This is a genomic window from Paenibacillus sp. sgz302148 (genome assembly GCF_056120465.1).
Window position 1 is genome coordinate 1 of record NZ_JBVYOJ010000026.1, and the last position, 16216, is coordinate 16216.

A 16216-nucleotide genomic window follows, 5' to 3' on the forward strand; every position below is an offset into this window, starting at 1 on the left:
CCGCGCAGGAGAGCCACATCGGCCGCGCGATGCGGCTGCTCCAGGAGGGACGCTATGACGCCATCGCCGATATGGTCATCCGCAAGCTGCGGATGAACTGGCGATTGATCGGCGTCTCCTCCTGGAGCAAGCTGCTGGTCACCGCCTTGTTCGTGATGGCGGTGACGGTATGGCTCCAGCGCGGCATGTTCCGCCGGTGGCAGGAGCGGCACCCATATTTGATGCACGGGTTCGCCGCAAGTGCCGTCGGCGCGGTCGCCGCGCTGCTGATCAACGACTCCGGCGTTGTGGCCGCCGCCACGGCGATTGTGTACATCGCCGTGCCGATGCTGCTGCTTCGGCTGACGCCGGAAGAGGGTGCCGGGATGGAACCGGCGCCCTCCAGAGGCGAGCGCGAAGACTAGCCGTCGGTATGGATTGACACCGTCATGCGACGCCACACAGTGCGCCGGGGGCATACGCGGTAAGAGGACCCGGCATCGCTTTAATGCCAAAAAACGCCGTCTTGTGCACAGGATCGTGCCAAGACGGCGTTTTTTGTTGTTACATGTAACTTATTTATCGCTCATCCGGCAAGCTTTAAGCTGCGGGGTACTGTCTGCACTATTCACGCCGGTCAAGCTCGGTGAGGTAGTAGCGCTCTGTACGAAAAGCCGGTGCCATCACGCTCTATTCACCGAGCTCAGCCGCAACAAGTTGCATCCCGTTCCATCCGCCGAGCTCAACTGCTATGCCGTGTACCCCGTTCTAAATGTCGAGCTCAGCCGCAACAAGTTGCATCCCGTTCCATCCACCGAGCTCAACAGCTATGCCGTGCATCCCATTCTAAATGCCCAGCTCAGCCGCAACAAGTTGCATCGGTTCCATCCGCCAAGCTCAACAACTATGCCGTGCACCCCGTTCTAAATGCCGAGCCCGACGGAGGCATCATCCTGCCTGGCATCCCACTTTACTCCGCGACCGTTTCCCATTCTTCGTAAGCTTGTTGAAGCGTTGACTTCTTCTCCTCGAGCATTGCTTGTTTCTCCTGCACGATGACATAGTTGTTGTAGACTTCCGGCTGAGCCAGTTCTTCCTCGACGGCGGCGATTTCTTCCTCCAGCCGGGCAATATCCCGTTCCAATTGCTCCAGCTTCCGCTGCTTAGCCCGTTCGTCGCGTTTCGCTTGTTTGCCGGCTTCGAAGTCGGTCGTTTTTTCGACGGCGGCCGCGGATTTGCCGATTTTGTCTGTCGCAAGGGATTGCTGTCGTTCGGCGGCCAATTCGGCAATCTCATTTTTCTTTTCCAAATATTCGTCATAATTTCCCAGGAAATGATTTGTGCCGGAGGACGATAGTTCTACGATGCGCTCCGCCATTTTGTTCAGGAAATAACGGTCGTGAGATATGAATAACAGCGTTCCTTCGTAATCGATCAGCGCCGATTCCAGCACCTCTTTGCTGAACAAATCGAGATGGTTCGTCGGTTCGTCCAAGATCAGCACGTTCGCTTTGAGCAGCATCAGCTTGGCTAATGCAACGCGGGCTTTTTCGCCGCCGCTTAGGCTGCCGATCTTCTTCAGCACGTCTTCGCCGCTGAACAGGAAATTGCCGAGCACCGTGCGAATTCGGGCTTCCTCCAAGTGGGAGTATGCGCTCCATACTTCCTCGAGCACCGTATTGCTCGAGTTTAAGCCCGTCTGCTCCTGATCATAATAGCCGATGCGCACGTTGGCGCCCCATTTGATCGTGCCGCCGTCCGGCTGCAGATCGCCGGTCAGCGCTTTGAGCAGCGTCGATTTGCCGATCCCGTTCGGACCGATCAGCGCAACGGTTTCGCCGCGCCAAAGATCAAACGACGCGTTTCGGAACAGCGGATTTTCGCCGTCGAACGAAACGGACAGCTGCTGGACGGCCAGCACCTCCTTGCCGGTCGTTTGCTCGACTTCGAACGAAAAATGCGCTTTTTTCAAATCGCCGAGCGGCTTGTCGAGACGATCCATCCGATCGAGCGCTTTGCGGCGGCTTTGCGCGCGTTTTGTCGTTGATGCCCGAACGATATTTTTCTGGATGAAATCTTCAAACTTGGATATTTCTTCCTGTTGTTTCTCGTAATGCTTCAGCTGAATCTCGTATTCCGCTGTTTTTAGCTCCATGTAACGGCTATAGTTGCCGGTATAGCGCTTGGACGACGTGCGCTCGATTTCGTATATCGTGTCGACGAGCGCGTCGAGAAAATACCGGTCGTGCGATACGACAAGAATAGCGCCGGGATACCCGCGCAAGTAATCTTCGAGCCACGTTAGGGTCGCGATATCCAGGTGGTTGGTCGGCTCGTCCAGCATGAGAATATCGGGTGCTTCGAGCAATATTTTGGCGAGTGCCAGGCGCGTCTTCTGCCCGCCGCTTAACGTATGGATCGGCGTCGCTGGATCGAAGCTGCCGAAGCCCATTCCGTGCAAGACGCCGCGGATTCTCGCTTCCATCTCGTAACCGCCGCGTTCGCGGAACGTTTCCGACCTGGCGGCGTACCGGTTTAGCGTATCCTCGTAACGCTTTGTGTCCTGCTGGATTACAGGATCGGCCATGTCGGCCTCCAGCGCCCGCAATTCATGCTCCAGGTCGATTAAATCGGCAAAAACGGCGAGCATCTCCTCGCGAATCGAACGGTGGGATTGCAGGCCGCTGTTTTGCGCAAGATAGCCGATGCGGGTTTCTTTCGCTTTAAAAATTTGCCCGCCGTCCATCGACATTTCGCCGGCGAAAATTTGGAGGAGGGTCGATTTGCCTGCGCCGTTGACGCCGACGAGCCCGATCCGCTCGCGTTCCAGTACTTGAAGCGATATATTGGTCAATACGGATTTGACCCCGTAATTTTTACTGATTCCGTTAGCTTGCAGAAGCATACTCGACAACCTTTCAATAGATCGTTACTGCAAATCGACACGATGCGAAAATAGTAATGAAGGCTCATGGCGATATCTGCAATTCTAGTTTACATGATATTGAAGCAAAGTGCGACGCAACCTTTCGTTTTACACATTTTTTCACTGGATGGCGGCGCGCGTCTGACGCCATAATGGACGTAAAGGTTCGAACGGAGGCGTTTTAGATGAGCAAGCTGAATAAGTTGGAGTATAAGCGGCTAATTACGGTGGAAACATTAATCGAGGATTTTCAAAAACTGGGCGTGGAGCCGGGCATGACGGTGCTGCTGCACTCTTCGCTTAAATCGCTGGGGAGCTGGGTTGTTGGCGGCCCCGTTGCGGTTATTCATGCTCTAGAGCGGATATTGGACGAATCGGGTACGCTTGTGATGCCGACGCAATGCGGCGAAATGTCCGACCCGGCAGGCTGGCGAAATCCGCCTGTGCCTGAGGCATGGTGGGAAACGATCCGGCAGACGATGCCGCCTTATGAGCCGGATTTGTCGCCTTGCCCAAGCATGGGGCTTATACCGGAAACGTTTCGCAAGCAGCACGGCGCGCTGCGCAGCGCGCATCCGCAGCTTTCTTTTGCCGCGAGGGGCAGGCATGCGGAATTTATCATCGCCGGTCAATCGTTGGATTACGGCTTGGGAGAAAGATCTCCGCTGGCACGTATTTATGAACTGGGCGGTTCGGTGCTGCTGCTTGGGGTTGGGCATGGCAACAATACGTCGCTCCATTTGGCGGAATACCGGGCGAATTATGCCGGCAAACAGGTCGTCACGAACGGAGCCCCGATGATGGTCGACGGGAGGCGCGCTTGGGTAGAGTATCAGGATATCGACACCGATACGGATGATTTTGAAGCGATAGGGGAGGCGTTCGCGTCGGGCGGAGGACAAGTGCGGGCCGGGAAAGTCGCCGAAGCCGATGCGTTGCTCTTGCCGCAGGCGGAGCTTGTCGATTTTGCGGCTGGCTGGATGACGCGGCATCGCCGATAATGCAATCCGGCATCGACGGCGAACGAGCTGCGATGTCGGATTTTTAACGATAAGAGACGAACCTGTCTTCCGAACCGGCTTGCATTTTGCGCTTGAGTTCACATGTTCCAATAACGACGGCAACCGAACCGTCTCATCTTAAATTTCACCTTCGTGCATTTCTTGAACCATCGCGACAATTTTCCCTCCCTGATCCTTGATTCGCTCATTTCCGATCATTCGGATGACGATTTGTGGCAAAGCCTGAACAAGCATGGTAAACTAGAGCAAATGTAACCCAAAGGATCATCCCTCACATGAATCTTTCCTTCATAGAAATAAAACACCGGATGCGCCGGGAAGCCCAGGAGCGCCGCGCATCGTTAACCGAAGCGGAGCGTGCCGCCAAATCTAGGCTTATCTGCGAGCACATCATCGAAAGGTATTTTCGCCCGCTCCTGGCGGCACATTCGAGCGTAACGCTGTTCACGTACATCCCGTTCCGTACCGAAACGGATACGCTGCCTCTCGTAGAATGGGGCCGGCAGCATGGCATCCAAACGATCGTGCCCAAGGTCGATCCTTCGACGCAGCAATTCGAGCTGCACCGTATCGAAAGTTTGGACGACCTGGAGGCAGGTGCATGGGGGATACTTGAACCGAAAGAAGGTACGCCGGTTGTCGGCGATTTATCTTGTATCGACATCATCCTCGTCCCAGGGCTTGCATTCGATCGGTTAGGCGGCCGATTAGGGTATGGGGGCGGTTATTACGACCGTTTTTTCGAGAAGCTGGAAACGGTAGCTGTGGAGAAGCCGCTAACGCTGGCACCGGCATTTGAGGTTCAGTTGTTCGATGCGGTTCCGATGGAAGAGCATGATTTTCGTCTTGATGCGGTAATCACGGAAAATTCATCTTTTGACGGGCGACGCCCATCTTCACATTGAAGTACAATGAAGATATGATTTATGATCATCATGATATGAAATAGATTTGGAATTTGCGAAACAAACGTTCTGATTCGGCGTTTAGAGGTCGAAAGGGGAATCGGGGGAATGAGCGATATATCGAGCTTGACGCATTTTAACGAGCAGGGACGAGCCCGGATGGTTGATATTTCAACCAAGTCGGACACGGAGCGGATTGCGCGCGCGCATACGACCGTGACGATGAGCCGTTCGACGCTCGAATTGATCCTGCAGGGGAAAATGAGCAAAGGCGACGTGCTGGCCGTCGCGCAGGTTGCGGCGATTATGGCGGCGAAGAAAACGTCGGACTGGATTCCGATGTGCCATCCGCTGTCGCTTACCGGCGTCGATATCCAATTCACGAACAACGGGGAAGATGCTTTATATATAGAAGCGACGGTGAAGACGACCGGGAAAACGGGTGTCGAAATGGAAGCTCTTACGGCCGTATCGGCTGCGGCTCTGACGGTATATGACATGTGCAAGGCGGCGCAAAAAGACATGGTCATCGGCCCCACGATGCTGCTCTCCAAAACCGGCGGCAAAAGCGGCAATTACGAGAAAGCGTAGCGGCAAGCTGCGTAATTCATGCACGATACGCATTGTAAGTTCATCATCACGATCATATGTTTCATCGGATAACGAATGCGCCGATCAGGAAGGAGCAAGCCGTTTATCCTTGACCTTTATAGATCAAAGCGATTTCACGGGAGGTTGATGCTATGCGCTGGAGAGTGGCTGTGCTGACTGCAAGCGATAAAGGCTCACGCGGCGAACGCGAAGATACGAGCGCGCAGGTGATTCGCGAGCTTGTGGAAGAGGAGATCGAGGGCGAAATCGTCGACTACCGGATCGTACCCGACGAGATGGACGAAATTATGGCCGCTCTTATCGAAATGACGGACTACTACAAAGCGAATTTGATTTTGACGACGGGCGGTACGGGACTTGCGATGCGCGATGTGACGCCGGAGGCGACGCTGAAGGTGATCGACCGCGTCGTTCCGGGCATGGCCGAGGCGATGCGTCAAGTGTCGATGGCCAAAACGCGCAGGGCGATGCTCTCCCGCGGCGTCTGCGGCATTCGCGGCCGCACGTTGATCGTTAATTTGCCGGGAAGTCCGAAAGGCGTCGCGGAAAATTTATCGGCCATTATGGATCAACTGCCGCATGCGCTGAGCATTTTGTCCGGCCGGGAAAGCGAGCATGAATGATGAGCAACATTGATTCGATGCTTCGCGAGGTGCGGGTGGAGGATGCGATCGGCATGGTACTTGCCCACGATTTGACGCAGATTATTCCGGGTAAGTTCAAAGGCCGGCTTTTCAAAAAAGGCCATATCATTAGGGAAGAAGATATTCCGAACCTGCTTAACATCGGCAAGGAGCATATCTATATACTCGATCTGCAGGAAGGCTTCCTGCACGAAGACGATGCCGCGCTGCGTATGGCGCATGCGATTGCAGGGGAAAACGTGACGTTGTCCGAGTCTCACGAAGGCAAAGTCGCATTAAAATCGGCCATTCACGGGCTGGCCAAAATCGACCGGTCGCTCGTCGATGCCGTTAATGAGCTGGGCGAGATCGCCCTTGCCACGGTGCGGACGAATACGGTTGTGATGCCGGGACAGGCTCTTGTCGGCACGCGGGTCATTCCGCTGATCGTTCCGGCTGCGAAAATTGCCGATGTGGAAAGGCTAGCTGCGGATGGGCGCATGGAAGGCGGCGCGGTGACGGTGAAGCCTTTTTTGCCGTTTAAGGTTGGGCTGCTGACGACGGGCGGCGAAGTCTACTCCGGGCGGATACAAGATAAGTTCGGGCCTGTCGTGAAGGAGAAAATCGCGGGATTTGGCTCCGAGGTCGTGGAACAGCGTTTTGCGCCGGATGATAGTGAAACAATTGTCAGGGAAATTTCTTATTTTACCCGGCGGCAGTATGATATGATATTAATCACTGGCGGCATGTCGGTAGATCCCGATGATCGGACGCCGGGCGCGATACGCCGGGCGGGAGCCCGCGTGGTCAGCTACGGAACGCCGATGTTGCCGGGGTCGATGCTCATGATGGCCTATATCGGCAATACACCGATCCTCGGCTTGCCGGGATGCGTTATGCACGATCCATACACTTCGTTTGATGTGCTGCTGCCCCGAATATTGGCCGGCGAAACGATTGAGCGGCGCGATATCGTGGAGTTAGGGTACGGCGGCATGTACGGTTGTTAATAGATCGTATATTTTATGAGATTAAGTATGAGGAGGAAACGAAAATGTTTAACGGAATTGGCGTAACCGGCGTCATTTTATTAGTGATCGTGGCGCTGCTGCTGTTCGGGCCGAACAAGCTGCCAGAGCTCGGCCGCGCATTCGGACGCACGCTTCGCGAGTTTAAGAACGGGGCCAAGGACATTATGTCCGACGACGATAACGACGGACAGAAGCATGCCCGCAAAGAGGTTGGCCCATCCGAAACGGCACGGACGCAGGTGATTGAGCCGCAGGCTGAAGCCCGCCGCGACAACAACGATAACCGCAGATTGCCCGACTGACCGAAAAGGTGAAAGCGATGCCCAAAAAACAAGACATGACGCTGTTCGACCACCTCGGCGAGCTGCGCAAGCGGATCATCTACGTGCTGATCGTGCTCGTGCTGGCGATGATCGGCGGTTTTTTTGGCGCGGACCCGATCTACAATTATTTGAGATCCGTGGAGCCGGCTAAAGGAATCTCGATGCACGCTTTTTCGCTGTGGGACGGAATCAGCATTTATATGAAATTTGCCTTTATTATCGGCTTGATCGTCGCGCTCCCGTTTGCTTTTTATCAGCTGTGGGCGTTCGTAAAGCCGGGATTGCGCAAGGAAGAACAGAGTGCGACGCTGCGTTATATTCCGGGCGCGCTGCTGTTGTTTTTGCTTGGGCTGGCGTTTGCCTATTTTGTCGTTTTCCCGATGGCCGTGTACTTTACGACGAATGTCGCGAAGCATATGGAGCTGACGGAGACGTACGGGATGGCGCAATATTTTTCGTTTATGTTCAACATTCTCATTCCGATGTCGCTCCTATTCGAGCTTCCGATCGTGATCATGTTCTTGACGAGGCTGCGCATTCTTAACCCGAAGAGGCTGCAGAAAATGCGCAAACTCTCGTATTTCGTGCTGATTGCGGTAGGGACGATCGTGACGCCGCCGGACTTCGTCTCCGATTTTCTCGTAGCGGTGCCGCTGCTGCTGCTGTATGAGTTCAGCGTGCTGATGTCCAAGCTGGTTTACCGGAAGCAGCTCGCGGCGGACAAGGCGTGGGAAGAAGCGTTTGACACAGGCAGGATTTGAGCTGTTCAGAAACTAATTCCGCAGAACTGTAAGTCAGAAATTTTTGGCTGAATTTCAGAATGTTTTTTCTTTGTTGGCGGATCTAATCGACTAAAATTGTGGTATTCAGAAACTTTTGGCTGAAATTCAGAAAATTTTGGCTAAAATAAGAAAATAATTTCTGAATGTTCGTGAATCGCAATAGAATCCCATAAAATTCAGAAATTCGTTTCTGAAATTCAGAATATTTTTTCTGAATGAATTTTTTAAAGCAATGATCCTCAAAGGGAAGAGCTGATTTGGATTTCAACCCAATCTCTTTGTGAAGCTGCAACGAGGCTCCAAAAGCTCCAAAAGAAGCACTATGAAGGCTCAAATGCTCCGAAGCTCTAGAGTAGCGTCGAAAACCAAGCTCTTAAGAAGCTCTCGCCTACGACACGGCTTCTTGCATCATCCCATTTTTAAGGTTAAACTAGCCTCAACAATAACCATTTACGCGAAGTGAAGCACACTCGCCTATGTTACATAGGTGACGTGTGCTTTTTGCTTTATATTCACGCTTGTACAAATAAAGGAGGACGATGAACATGCAATTGCACCCAGCTGTAGCAGAGTATATCGAACGATTCGAGCAAGCTTCCAGGCAGAACGGGCATTACCGCAAATCAATCGGAAAATACGAAAGATTATTTTTGCAGGAGGTGTGGGGGCCGGCATTTCAATACCGCTTTGATGGTTTGCATGCGGAGTATCCGTTCAAGGATTTTAAGGGCGGAGAGCGTTTCATGGACTTTGTGTACGTAAGGAACGGGATTCGGCTAGTGATGGAGATCGATGGTTTTACGACACATGCAAGAGATATTTCGCCGGGCGATTTTGACGATCATCTGATGCGGCAAAACGATCTGATCCTTGCGGGCTGGCGCGTGCTTCGATTTTCCGCCAATCAGGTGGAACGACGGGCTACGGTCTGCCAGCGGCAAATTCTGCAATCGATCGGACACTGGTGGACGATTGTCCATAACGGGATCACGACGGAAGACCACGACGTTTGGACGGCCCGCCGGAAGCTGTTTGCAGGTATTGCCCTGCGGAACGACGGCATCATCCGAACATCGGATATTATTAGGGATTTTGGGGTGACTCAAAGAACTGCCCACAACTGGCTTGTCCGATTCGTTCAAGAAGGATTGCTGCTTCCGATTCAAGCTAAGGCAAAAGTGACGGGCTACCGTCTGAGCAATTATGATAATTGAGTCAGCCGCCAACAGTGTCGACCACGAACACGTCTGCAATGGCAAAAAGCAGCGCAACCACGCCTACCATCCCGTCAGCGTGCAGCCAGCCAACTGCATACAACTCCACTATTTGGATACAATGGTGAGGGTATATTTTAACGTTGAAGGGCTTCGATCGCGTTGCTCATTTAAAAAAATGATGAAATTGCGGCCGACCCACTTGAAAAGTGATGGCAAAATGAGTATCATAAGTATTGGTTATTAGCACTAACGCATGTCGAGTGCTAACAACGCCAACCAACATATATTCACACTCAAACATATTTTTCAAAGGAGGATTTTCTCATGATCAAACCTTTAGGCGAACGCGTACTTATCGAACCTCTTGCAAAAGAGGAGAAAACAGCTAGCGGTATCCTGCTGCCGGACACGGCGAAGGAAAAGCCGCAAGAAGGCAAAGTCATCGCTGTAGGCAGCGGAACCTTGAAAGACGGCGTGCGCACTCCGCTTGAAGTCAAAGAAGGCGATCTCGTATTGTTCTCCAAATATGCGGGAACCGAAGTGAAATACGAAGGCAAAGAATATCTCATCATGAAGGAAAGCGACATTCACGCAATTCTTGCGTAATCGAGCGAAGCTCCTCATATACTTACACAATAAAATTCAACAATTCTAGGGAGGTACTTTACCCATGGCAAAAGATATTCGTTTTAGCGAAGACGCTCGCCGTGCAATGCTTCGTGGCGTTGACGCGCTTGCAAACGCAGTGAAAGTAACGCTTGGACCAAAAGGACGCAATGTCGTTCTGGAGAAAAAATTCGGCAGCCCGCTGATCACGAACGACGGCGTGACGATTGCGAAAGAAATCGAGCTGGAAGACGCTTTTGAAAATATGGGCGCGCAACTTGTTAAAGAAGTAGCGACCAAAACGAACGACGTAGCCGGCGACGGAACGACGACCGCTACCGTTCTTGCTCAAGCGATGATTCGCGAAGGTTTGAAAAACGTAACGGCAGGCGCCAACCCTATGGTTGTCCGCAAGGGCATCGACAAAGCGGTTAGAGCGGCTGTTGAAGAGCTGCAAAGCATCGCTAAACCAATCGAAGGCAAGCAATCGATCGCGCAAGTTGCGGCTATTTCCGCAGCTGACGACGAAGTGGGCCAACTGATCGCGGAAGCGATGGAAAAAGTGGGAAAAGACGGCGTTATCACCGTTGAAGAATCCAAAGGTTTCGCTACGGAGCTGGAAGTCGTAGAAGGTATGCAATTCGACCGCGGCTACATCTCCCCATACATGATCACGGATACGGACAAAATGGAAGCGATTCTTGAAAATCCGTACATCCTGATCACGGACAAGAAGATCGGCAACATCCAAGAAATTCTTCCTGTTCTTGAAAAAGTCGTTCAATCCGGCAAACAACTGCTGATCATCGCTGAAGACGTAGAAGGCGAAGCTCTTGCGACGCTGCTCGTCAACAGACTGCGCGGCACGTTCACTTGCGTAGCGGTTAAAGCTCCTGGCTTTGGCGACCGTCGTAAAGCAATGCTGGGCGACATCGCGGCATTAACAGGCGGACAAGTGATTACGGAAGAACTCGGCCTTGAACTGAAGTCGACGCGTCCGGATCAACTGGGTAGCGCTCGTCAAGTTCGCATTACGAAAGAAAACACGATCATCGTTGACGGCGCTGGCGACAAAAAAGACATCGGCGCACGCGTAACGCAAATCAAAGCACAGCTGGAAGAAACAACTTCCGACTTCGACCGCGAGAAACTGCAAGAGCGTCTTGCGAAGCTCGCTGGCGGCGTAGCGGTTATCAAAGTTGGCGCAGCGACGGAAACCGAGCTGAAAGAGCGCAAACTGCGCATCGAAGACGCATTGAACGCGACTCGCGCAGCAGTTGAAGAAGGTATCGTATCCGGCGGCGGCACGGCGCTTGTGAACGTCTACGGCGCAGTAGCAGCAGTTCAAGCTTCCGGCGACGAGCAAACCGGCGTGAACATCGTACTTCGCGCTCTGGAAGAGCCTGTTCGCATTATCGCTAGCAACGCGGGCCAAGAAGGTTCCGTTATTGTTGAGCGCCTGAAAAAAGAATCCGTAGGCATCGGCTACAACGCCGCTACCGACGAGTGGGTAAACATGTTCGAAGCGGGAATCGTTGACCCTGCGAAAGTTACGCGTTCCGCACTGCAGCACGCGGCTTCCGTTGCGGCAATGTTCCTGACGACCGAAGCGGTTATCGCCGACAAACCGGAAGAGAAAAAAGCCGGCGCCGGCATGCCTGACATGGGCGGCATGGGCGGAATGGGCGGCATGATGTAATACGGGGTTAAATCCCTTGTGTAGTAAGAGATTGGGGTTTTGATGAGGGGTGTGTCCCTTATTCGTCCCTTGGAAGATCGAGGTCTCTCATGAGTGCTGTGAACTTATGAGCGGCCTCTTTCTTTTTTTGCTTGGTAACGTGTAGATATATGTTTCGAGTTGTTTCATCGTCTTGGTGGCCGAGACGCTCCATAATTGCTTCAAGTGATTACTTCTGCTTCCCCTGGTTATGTCTTTAATTGATATCTTGCCGAAAAATGGGCGTAATCTGCTTAACTCGTGTTGCCGTACCCTACCGGTGCCCAGTACCCATGTATAGGGTATACCATTCTTGTGCGAAATCTTTCTCTTCCACAAAAGTTCCATGGTGTACATCCAGCTCCAGCTGAGCTGCTGCCAGTTCAGCCTCTTTCTTGGTTTTAAATCCGCCTTTCTCTACTTGCTTGCGTCGGCCTGTTTGCGGGTCAATTTCAGTATAGGCCCGAAAACTCCATGACGCTCCACATGTACAACGTTTCCCTTCATCGCATTTACAATGTTTTTGTCGGAAAGTAGCCAACTTTTGGTATTCCCTTAAGCGTGTTGATTTGGAGACGCTGGACCGGCTTTGCGTTTTTCTGGAAGTTGGGATAGGGGATATACTGGAACATAAAAAAGAGCAGGAGGCATAATGCTTCGCTGCTCTTTCGGCTACATTATTTTGTTTTAAACCAAACGCCGCCAGTGCCGTCATACTTTCTGCCGAAAGTAATCACCGGGTTAGCGTCGTCCTTTTTAACCTGGAAGACAGCCCATCCAGTATTAGACGCGCCCTTATAAAGTGATGCGTCTATACTCGGCTCTGGTGCTACAACACTTTTGCGGTTATAGTCTTTCCCTGACGAGGACACAAGGGTGAAATCAGCTTGCGAGATGTCAGCCACTTTGTCATCGTTATCATTATCTGTAATTGCGATATTGATTTTTGCGAGCATATATTCAAAGCCTTCATCTGGTGCGTCGTTAAACATGTTTGCATCTTGTACTTGCCTCCATGCTTCCTCGCCACGAATCACTTCTTCAATGGATATTTTTCCCTTGTATGAGTCTAGTGTATTCTTAACAGTAAAGGATAATTCCGTTCCGAGAGCTGCAGGGTTTTTCCGGTTCACTGAATCAGATGACGCCGGCGTCGTTGGTTGTGTTGTTGTCGACGTAGGCATGTTGATCTTGATCGTCGATGTAGCTGGGTCGAAGTCGACTTTCGCCCCTAACATCTGGCTTACTGCTCGCAGAGGTACGTATGTAGATCCATTAATCTCTTTTACATCGACGTTGACTATCTTATCGTTTACTTTCACCGTATAATTCCGCGCCGCGAAAACTCCAGCGCTGAACAGCATTGCTCCGCTTAATACTGCTGCAGTAATGATTGCAAATTTCTTTTTCATCTCAAAACCTCGCTTTCTAATTTGATATAACGACATTATATTACAGAATTATACAGGGCAGCAAAGAAAATTTTATGAAAGTCGGGTTATCTCCATCTCGCATTATTTCATATTGATCGTATATAATGCGAATAAATGTTCCTATTTTGAAGGCGGACAAAATAAGCAAGAAGCTTGCTGACAACGGGCGCTGGGAGTCCAGCAGGATGATGCTGCCGGAGCACAGGGAAGTTCTGATTGATCAGATGCGGCCAAAGACAGAAGTACGCCTAGCGCCAGGTAAGGAAGAGCTACAGCTAATCCATGAATCCATTCTGCTGCAGGCGATACTCACCATTGTTTCTAATGGCCGAAATAACATAACCAAAGCAGACCATCCTATGCAGGAATTATTTGTTCTGGCGACTGATGTTCTAATTGATCTGGTTAACTCTGATTTGGCACAAGCACGAAAAGCGCTCCGGTCGAACAACCTCAAATACTGGGAGGATGAGCAGATCGACGGGACGATGTGGTACCGTTATGTTTATCATGGTTACGAGGGACGTTTAGGGATAACGCGCGATACGATCAAAGCAGAAATGAGTGTGCGCCTGGGCAGATATTTTTCGGCGGTTTTTTAATCAGAAGACAGGTGAGGACATGGACAATTTAATCGGATATAGAATTAGCAAGATAAGAACAAATCATAGGAAAACTGTTCAACATGTCACAGACGGAACCGGAATCGAACGATCTGTATGAGGATGGCAATGTAACACCATCTGATGAGCATCTTAAATTGATCGCTGATTTCTTTGAGGTTAACGTGGAACGTTTATTAGGTATTGATATAAATCGTGGGTCGATACGCATCTGCTATTGTTGTAAAACCGAGCATACACCCGAGGAAATGGACGATATATACGATTCGGTTAGTTCTGTATTAGAGGAAAGGAAAAAGCATGGATTAGTCGGGAATTTGAGTACAGGAACATGAGGTTCTGTGGCATGGATGCTAAAAGGCAATGTCCCTCGTTTGTCCCTTAGGAACAACATTTCTTCATGGGAAACACACTAATAATATGGAAAGAACGTAAAAAGAAAAAGCCCGCGAGCCTTAGAATATAAAGGCTTGCGGGAAAATGGGAGTTTTCGTGGGAAACTTGCTAAGAAATGCAAGTGTATGGGCGGCATGATGTAATACAAAAAAGGCATCTCGCGAGTTCTTTGAACTTCGAGATGCCTTTTTTTACTCTATACTTGGTTAGATTTCTTGGTTAACGTTGCGCTACTTAGGACGGTGCTTACCCGTTATTCTTGGTGTCCTGCTTTATCGGTCAATTCCCGCAATTTTTGCTGGGCCACGATCTTATATTGTTCCAACCGAGCCTGATCGTATTGCAACGTTTCGAGCCTCGATTGGAAACGTTTGATTTCTTCGGCGGTATATTTCGAACTTCCCCTGCTTATATCCTCCAATGCTTTCCTGACCGCTTCCTGGGATTTTTCCAGCTCTCTTAGCCGTTTTTCGGCTAGGTGGATGCCTTCCATATACATCTGCACGGACGGCTTCTTGGTCAGCACGATCTTCTCGTCCTGCAAATTGATGCTATAGCCTGCGGCCTCGGCGATTTCCCTTACCGGCACGAAGCTTTTGCCGTCAACGACGATCGCCGCGCCAAGCTTGCTGCCATTGATGATTACGTCTACTTTATTGTCTTTCTCTGACATAAGATCCGCAAGCATGCTGAAAGAAACGCCCAAAGCGATTCCGAGCAAAATGCCAATCGCCAGATAGGTATTTTTCTTCATGATTCGACCTCTTGCTTTTTTTAACACCAGTATAGCACAGACTCTATTACCTCTCTATGGAAAACACGGAAAGAGCGAGGAGCATGGGGTTATTCGAGCTTGGGTCTATTCGAACGTCGTATGTTTGACCTTCCATTTCTCCAAGGCGGTAAACAGCCAAAAGCCGTAAATCCCTAACGTGATCACGCACAGCAGCCACCACTTGATCCAGTTGCCGAACAATCCGATGGCCGAACCGTTGAATTTCAGCCTTCTACCTTCGATCACCGTATGCTCGATCTTCCATCGATAAAGCATCGTCAAGCTCCACGGAAGCGTTTACGATATAAATGTTTTTGTCGAGTCTGGGAAGAAGTTGCGCAATTTGTTGTTGCCCAAACGTATAACATGCAGTATCGTTATTTATCGAATAGGTGTTCTGATGATGAGTGAGGTACAGCCATGAAAAAAACAATGTTAGCAATATGTTCGCTCCTTCTTCTGCTGAGCGGCTGCGGTCTCGGGCAGCAAGGCCAACCCGGCGGCGCGGAAATGTCGGAGCAATCGCAAAAGCAAATCCGCTGGGCGTTCACCCAGGCGGAACAACATCCGGAAAAGCTGCTGATCGAGGTCATTCAGTCGGCGAAGCAGACGCTCGATATCGCCATCTACAGCTTGACGCATCCCGATGTCGTGGCGGCGATCAAGGAGGCAAAGAAGCGCGGCGTCGATGTTCGCGTCATTACGGACAAAATCCAGTCTGGCGGCAAATCCCAGAAAGAAGCTTTGAAAATTCTAGGCAGCGCCGGCATCCCGATCAAGATTAATACCCACAGCGGATTGATGCACCTGAAAGTTACGATAGCGGATGGAAAAGTCGCAACGACCGGCTCGTTCAATTATTCCAAATCAGCCAGCACGACAAACGACGAGGTCATCATGGTGCTGCCGAACGAGGACATCGCCAAGGCGTTTAGCGCGGAATTCGAGGCGATGTGGAACGATACGAAAGGCTTCGAGGAGATTAAGCCGCGCATCGCGCAGGACGAGGGCGAGCAGTCGCCCGAAGCGGACGTGGCGGACATGGAGGAAACGGACGTTTCGGCGGCCGGAGACTGCTCCGATCCGCAAATCAAAGGCAATATTACCGCGAAGCAGGAGAAAATCTACCATATGCCGGGCGGCCGGTCTTATAAGCAGACGCAAGCCGAAATGATGTTCTGCACGGAGGACGATGCCAAGGCAGCCGGGTTTAAGGCGGCGGGTAAATGACCGGAATTTAGCGAAG

The 16216-nt window shown here is 51.3% G+C and carries 18 protein-coding genes and 1 pseudogene; 14 read left to right on the forward strand and 5 right to left on the reverse strand.

Annotated features, from left to right (window positions below; all coding sequences use genetic code 11):
* Positions 1-92 precede the first annotated feature (92 nt).
* The gene (locus tag AC0LWM_RS28280; protein ID WP_474678384.1) at positions 93-404 is read left to right on the forward strand and encodes a hypothetical protein; all 312 of its coding nucleotides are present in this window, start codon (positions 93-95) and stop codon (positions 402-404) included.
* A 545-nt stretch (positions 405-949) separates the two neighbouring features.
* On the opposite strand, the gene AC0LWM_RS28285 is transcribed toward AC0LWM_RS28280, so the two are convergent.
* A complete protein-coding gene (locus tag AC0LWM_RS28285) occupies positions 950-2884 on the reverse strand; it encodes an ABC transporter ATP-binding protein (protein ID WP_474678385.1) in 1935 nt (644 codons plus the stop codon).
* Between the two features lie 206 nt (positions 2885-3090).
* On the opposite strand from AC0LWM_RS28285, the gene AC0LWM_RS28290 reads away from it, so the two are divergent.
* The 10 genes from AC0LWM_RS28290 to groL all read left to right on the forward strand — a co-directional run bounded on the left by AC0LWM_RS28290 (position 3091) and on the right by groL (position 11725).
* Positions 3091-3906, forward strand: a complete 816-nt coding sequence (locus tag AC0LWM_RS28290; RefSeq protein WP_474678386.1) for an AAC(3) family N-acetyltransferase — start codon at positions 3091-3093, stop codon at positions 3904-3906.
* Between the two features lie 296 nt (positions 3907-4202).
* Positions 4203-4832 (forward strand): 5-formyltetrahydrofolate cyclo-ligase, encoded by a 630-nt coding sequence (locus AC0LWM_RS28295; protein WP_474678387.1) that lies wholly within the window; start codon positions 4203-4205, stop codon positions 4830-4832.
* A gap of 108 nt (positions 4833-4940) precedes the next feature.
* A complete protein-coding gene (moaC, locus tag AC0LWM_RS28300) occupies positions 4941-5423 on the forward strand; it encodes a cyclic pyranopterin monophosphate synthase MoaC (protein WP_474678388.1) in 483 nt (160 codons plus the stop codon).
* 152 nt (positions 5424-5575) lie between these two features.
* The gene (locus tag AC0LWM_RS28305; protein WP_474678389.1) at positions 5576-6067 is read left to right on the forward strand and encodes a MogA/MoaB family molybdenum cofactor biosynthesis protein; all 492 of its coding nucleotides are present in this window, start codon (positions 5576-5578) and stop codon (positions 6065-6067) included.
* Positions 6067-7077 (forward strand): molybdopterin-binding protein, encoded by a 1011-nt coding sequence (locus tag AC0LWM_RS28310; RefSeq protein ID WP_474678449.1) that lies wholly within the window; start codon positions 6067-6069, stop codon positions 7075-7077. Before AC0LWM_RS28305 ends, AC0LWM_RS28310 begins: the two co-directional genes overlap by 1 nt.
* A gap of 44 nt (positions 7078-7121) precedes the next feature.
* Positions 7122-7400, forward strand: coding sequence for a twin-arginine translocase TatA/TatE family subunit (locus tag AC0LWM_RS28315; protein WP_474678390.1), 279 nt, complete (start codon positions 7122-7124; stop codon positions 7398-7400).
* A gap of 17 nt (positions 7401-7417) precedes the next feature.
* Positions 7418-8182: a twin-arginine translocase subunit TatC gene (tatC, locus tag AC0LWM_RS28320; protein ID WP_474678391.1), complete on the forward strand. Its 765-nt coding sequence runs from the start codon at positions 7418-7420 to the stop codon at positions 8180-8182.
* A gap of 566 nt (positions 8183-8748) precedes the next feature.
* A complete protein-coding gene (locus AC0LWM_RS28325; RefSeq protein WP_474678392.1) occupies positions 8749-9417 on the forward strand; it encodes a DUF559 domain-containing protein in 669 nt (222 codons plus the stop codon).
* A 327-nt stretch (positions 9418-9744) separates the two neighbouring features.
* Positions 9745-10026: a co-chaperone GroES gene (gene groES, locus AC0LWM_RS28330; RefSeq protein ID WP_474678393.1), complete on the forward strand. Its 282-nt coding sequence runs from the start codon at positions 9745-9747 to the stop codon at positions 10024-10026.
* Positions 10027-10090: 64 nt separating this feature from the next.
* Positions 10091-11725 carry a chaperonin GroEL gene (gene groL, locus AC0LWM_RS28335; RefSeq protein WP_474678394.1) on the forward strand — a complete coding sequence of 545 codons (1635 nt, stop codon included), beginning with the start codon at positions 10091-10093 and terminating at the stop codon, positions 11723-11725.
* Positions 11726-12017: 292 nt separating this feature from the next.
* Here the strand turns inward: groL and AC0LWM_RS28340 are convergent, their stop codons facing one another.
* Positions 12018-12458, reverse strand: coding sequence for an Arm DNA-binding domain-containing protein (locus AC0LWM_RS28340; protein WP_474678395.1), 441 nt, complete (start codon positions 12456-12458; stop codon positions 12018-12020).
* Positions 12421-13155: a stalk domain-containing protein gene (locus AC0LWM_RS28345; protein WP_474678396.1), complete on the reverse strand. Its 735-nt coding sequence runs from the start codon at positions 13153-13155 to the stop codon at positions 12421-12423. The genes AC0LWM_RS28340 and AC0LWM_RS28345 overlap by 38 nt, the downstream gene beginning before the upstream one ends.
* A 206-nt stretch (positions 13156-13361) precedes the next feature.
* Here AC0LWM_RS28345 and AC0LWM_RS28350 point away from each other — a divergent pair, with 206 nt between their 5' ends.
* Both AC0LWM_RS28350 and AC0LWM_RS28355 read left to right on the forward strand, forming a co-directional pair.
* On the forward strand, positions 13362-13778 hold the full coding sequence (locus tag AC0LWM_RS28350; RefSeq protein ID WP_474678397.1) for a YhjD family protein: 417 nt from the start codon (positions 13362-13364) through the stop codon (positions 13776-13778).
* An 83-nt stretch (positions 13779-13861) separates the two neighbouring features.
* On the forward strand, positions 13862-14134 hold the full coding sequence (locus tag AC0LWM_RS28355; RefSeq protein ID WP_474678398.1) for a hypothetical protein: 273 nt from the start codon (positions 13862-13864) through the stop codon (positions 14132-14134).
* 314 nt (positions 14135-14448) lie between these two features.
* On the opposite strand, the gene AC0LWM_RS28360 is transcribed toward AC0LWM_RS28355, so the two are convergent.
* Together AC0LWM_RS28360 and AC0LWM_RS28365 are read right to left on the reverse strand one after the other, a co-directional pair.
* Positions 14449-14949: a stalk domain-containing protein gene (locus AC0LWM_RS28360; protein WP_474678399.1), complete on the reverse strand. Its 501-nt coding sequence runs from the start codon at positions 14947-14949 to the stop codon at positions 14449-14451.
* A 105-nt stretch (positions 14950-15054) separates the two neighbouring features.
* Positions 15055-15261: pseudogene (locus tag AC0LWM_RS28365) on the reverse strand (DUF898 family protein); the annotation flags it as partial.
* 129 nt (positions 15262-15390) lie between these two features.
* On the opposite strand from AC0LWM_RS28365, the gene AC0LWM_RS28370 reads away from it, so the two are divergent.
* The gene (locus AC0LWM_RS28370) at positions 15391-16200 is read left to right on the forward strand and encodes a phospholipase D family nuclease (RefSeq protein ID WP_474678400.1); all 810 of its coding nucleotides are present in this window, start codon (positions 15391-15393) and stop codon (positions 16198-16200) included.
* Positions 16201-16216: the final 16 nt, after the last annotated feature.

Excerpts from the sequence above, each read along its gene's own strand:
- AC0LWM_RS28310 (WP_474678449.1), top strand. The coding sequence starts at position 6,067 with ATGAGCAACATTGATTCGATGCTTCGCGAGGTGCGGGTGGAGGATGCG.
- tatC (WP_474678391.1), top strand. The coding sequence starts at position 7,418 with ATGCCCAAAAAACAAGACATGACGCTGTTCGACCACCTCGGCGAGCTG.
- AC0LWM_RS28340 (WP_474678395.1), bottom strand. The coding sequence starts at position 12,458 with ATGACGGCACTGGCGGCGTTTGGTTTAAAACAAAATAATGTAGCCGAA.
- moaC (WP_474678388.1), top strand. The coding sequence starts at position 4,941 with ATGAGCGATATATCGAGCTTGACGCATTTTAACGAGCAGGGACGAGCC.
- groL (WP_474678394.1), top strand. The coding sequence starts at position 10,091 with ATGGCAAAAGATATTCGTTTTAGCGAAGACGCTCGCCGTGCAATGCTT.
- AC0LWM_RS28345 (WP_474678396.1), bottom strand. The coding sequence starts at position 13,155 with ATGAAAAAGAAATTTGCAATCATTACTGCAGCAGTATTAAGCGGAGCA.
- AC0LWM_RS28355 (WP_474678398.1), top strand. The coding sequence starts at position 13,862 with ATGTCACAGACGGAACCGGAATCGAACGATCTGTATGAGGATGGCAAT.
- AC0LWM_RS28295 (WP_474678387.1), top strand. The coding sequence starts at position 4,203 with ATGAATCTTTCCTTCATAGAAATAAAACACCGGATGCGCCGGGAAGCC.
- AC0LWM_RS28350 (WP_474678397.1), top strand. The coding sequence starts at position 13,362 with ATGATGCTGCCGGAGCACAGGGAAGTTCTGATTGATCAGATGCGGCCA.
- AC0LWM_RS28325 (WP_474678392.1), top strand. The coding sequence starts at position 8,749 with ATGCAATTGCACCCAGCTGTAGCAGAGTATATCGAACGATTCGAGCAA.
- AC0LWM_RS28315 (WP_474678390.1), top strand. The coding sequence starts at position 7,122 with ATGTTTAACGGAATTGGCGTAACCGGCGTCATTTTATTAGTGATCGTG.
- AC0LWM_RS28370 (WP_474678400.1), top strand. The coding sequence starts at position 15,391 with ATGAAAAAAACAATGTTAGCAATATGTTCGCTCCTTCTTCTGCTGAGC.
- AC0LWM_RS28280 (WP_474678384.1), top strand. The coding sequence starts at position 93 with ATGAACTGGCGATTGATCGGCGTCTCCTCCTGGAGCAAGCTGCTGGTC.
- AC0LWM_RS28285 (WP_474678385.1), bottom strand. The coding sequence starts at position 2,884 with ATGCTTCTGCAAGCTAACGGAATCAGTAAAAATTACGGGGTCAAATCC.
- AC0LWM_RS28290 (WP_474678386.1), top strand. The coding sequence starts at position 3,091 with ATGAGCAAGCTGAATAAGTTGGAGTATAAGCGGCTAATTACGGTGGAA.
- AC0LWM_RS28305 (WP_474678389.1), top strand. The coding sequence starts at position 5,576 with ATGCGCTGGAGAGTGGCTGTGCTGACTGCAAGCGATAAAGGCTCACGC.
- groES (WP_474678393.1), top strand. The coding sequence starts at position 9,745 with ATGATCAAACCTTTAGGCGAACGCGTACTTATCGAACCTCTTGCAAAA.
- AC0LWM_RS28360 (WP_474678399.1), bottom strand. The coding sequence starts at position 14,949 with ATGAAGAAAAATACCTATCTGGCGATTGGCATTTTGCTCGGAATCGCT.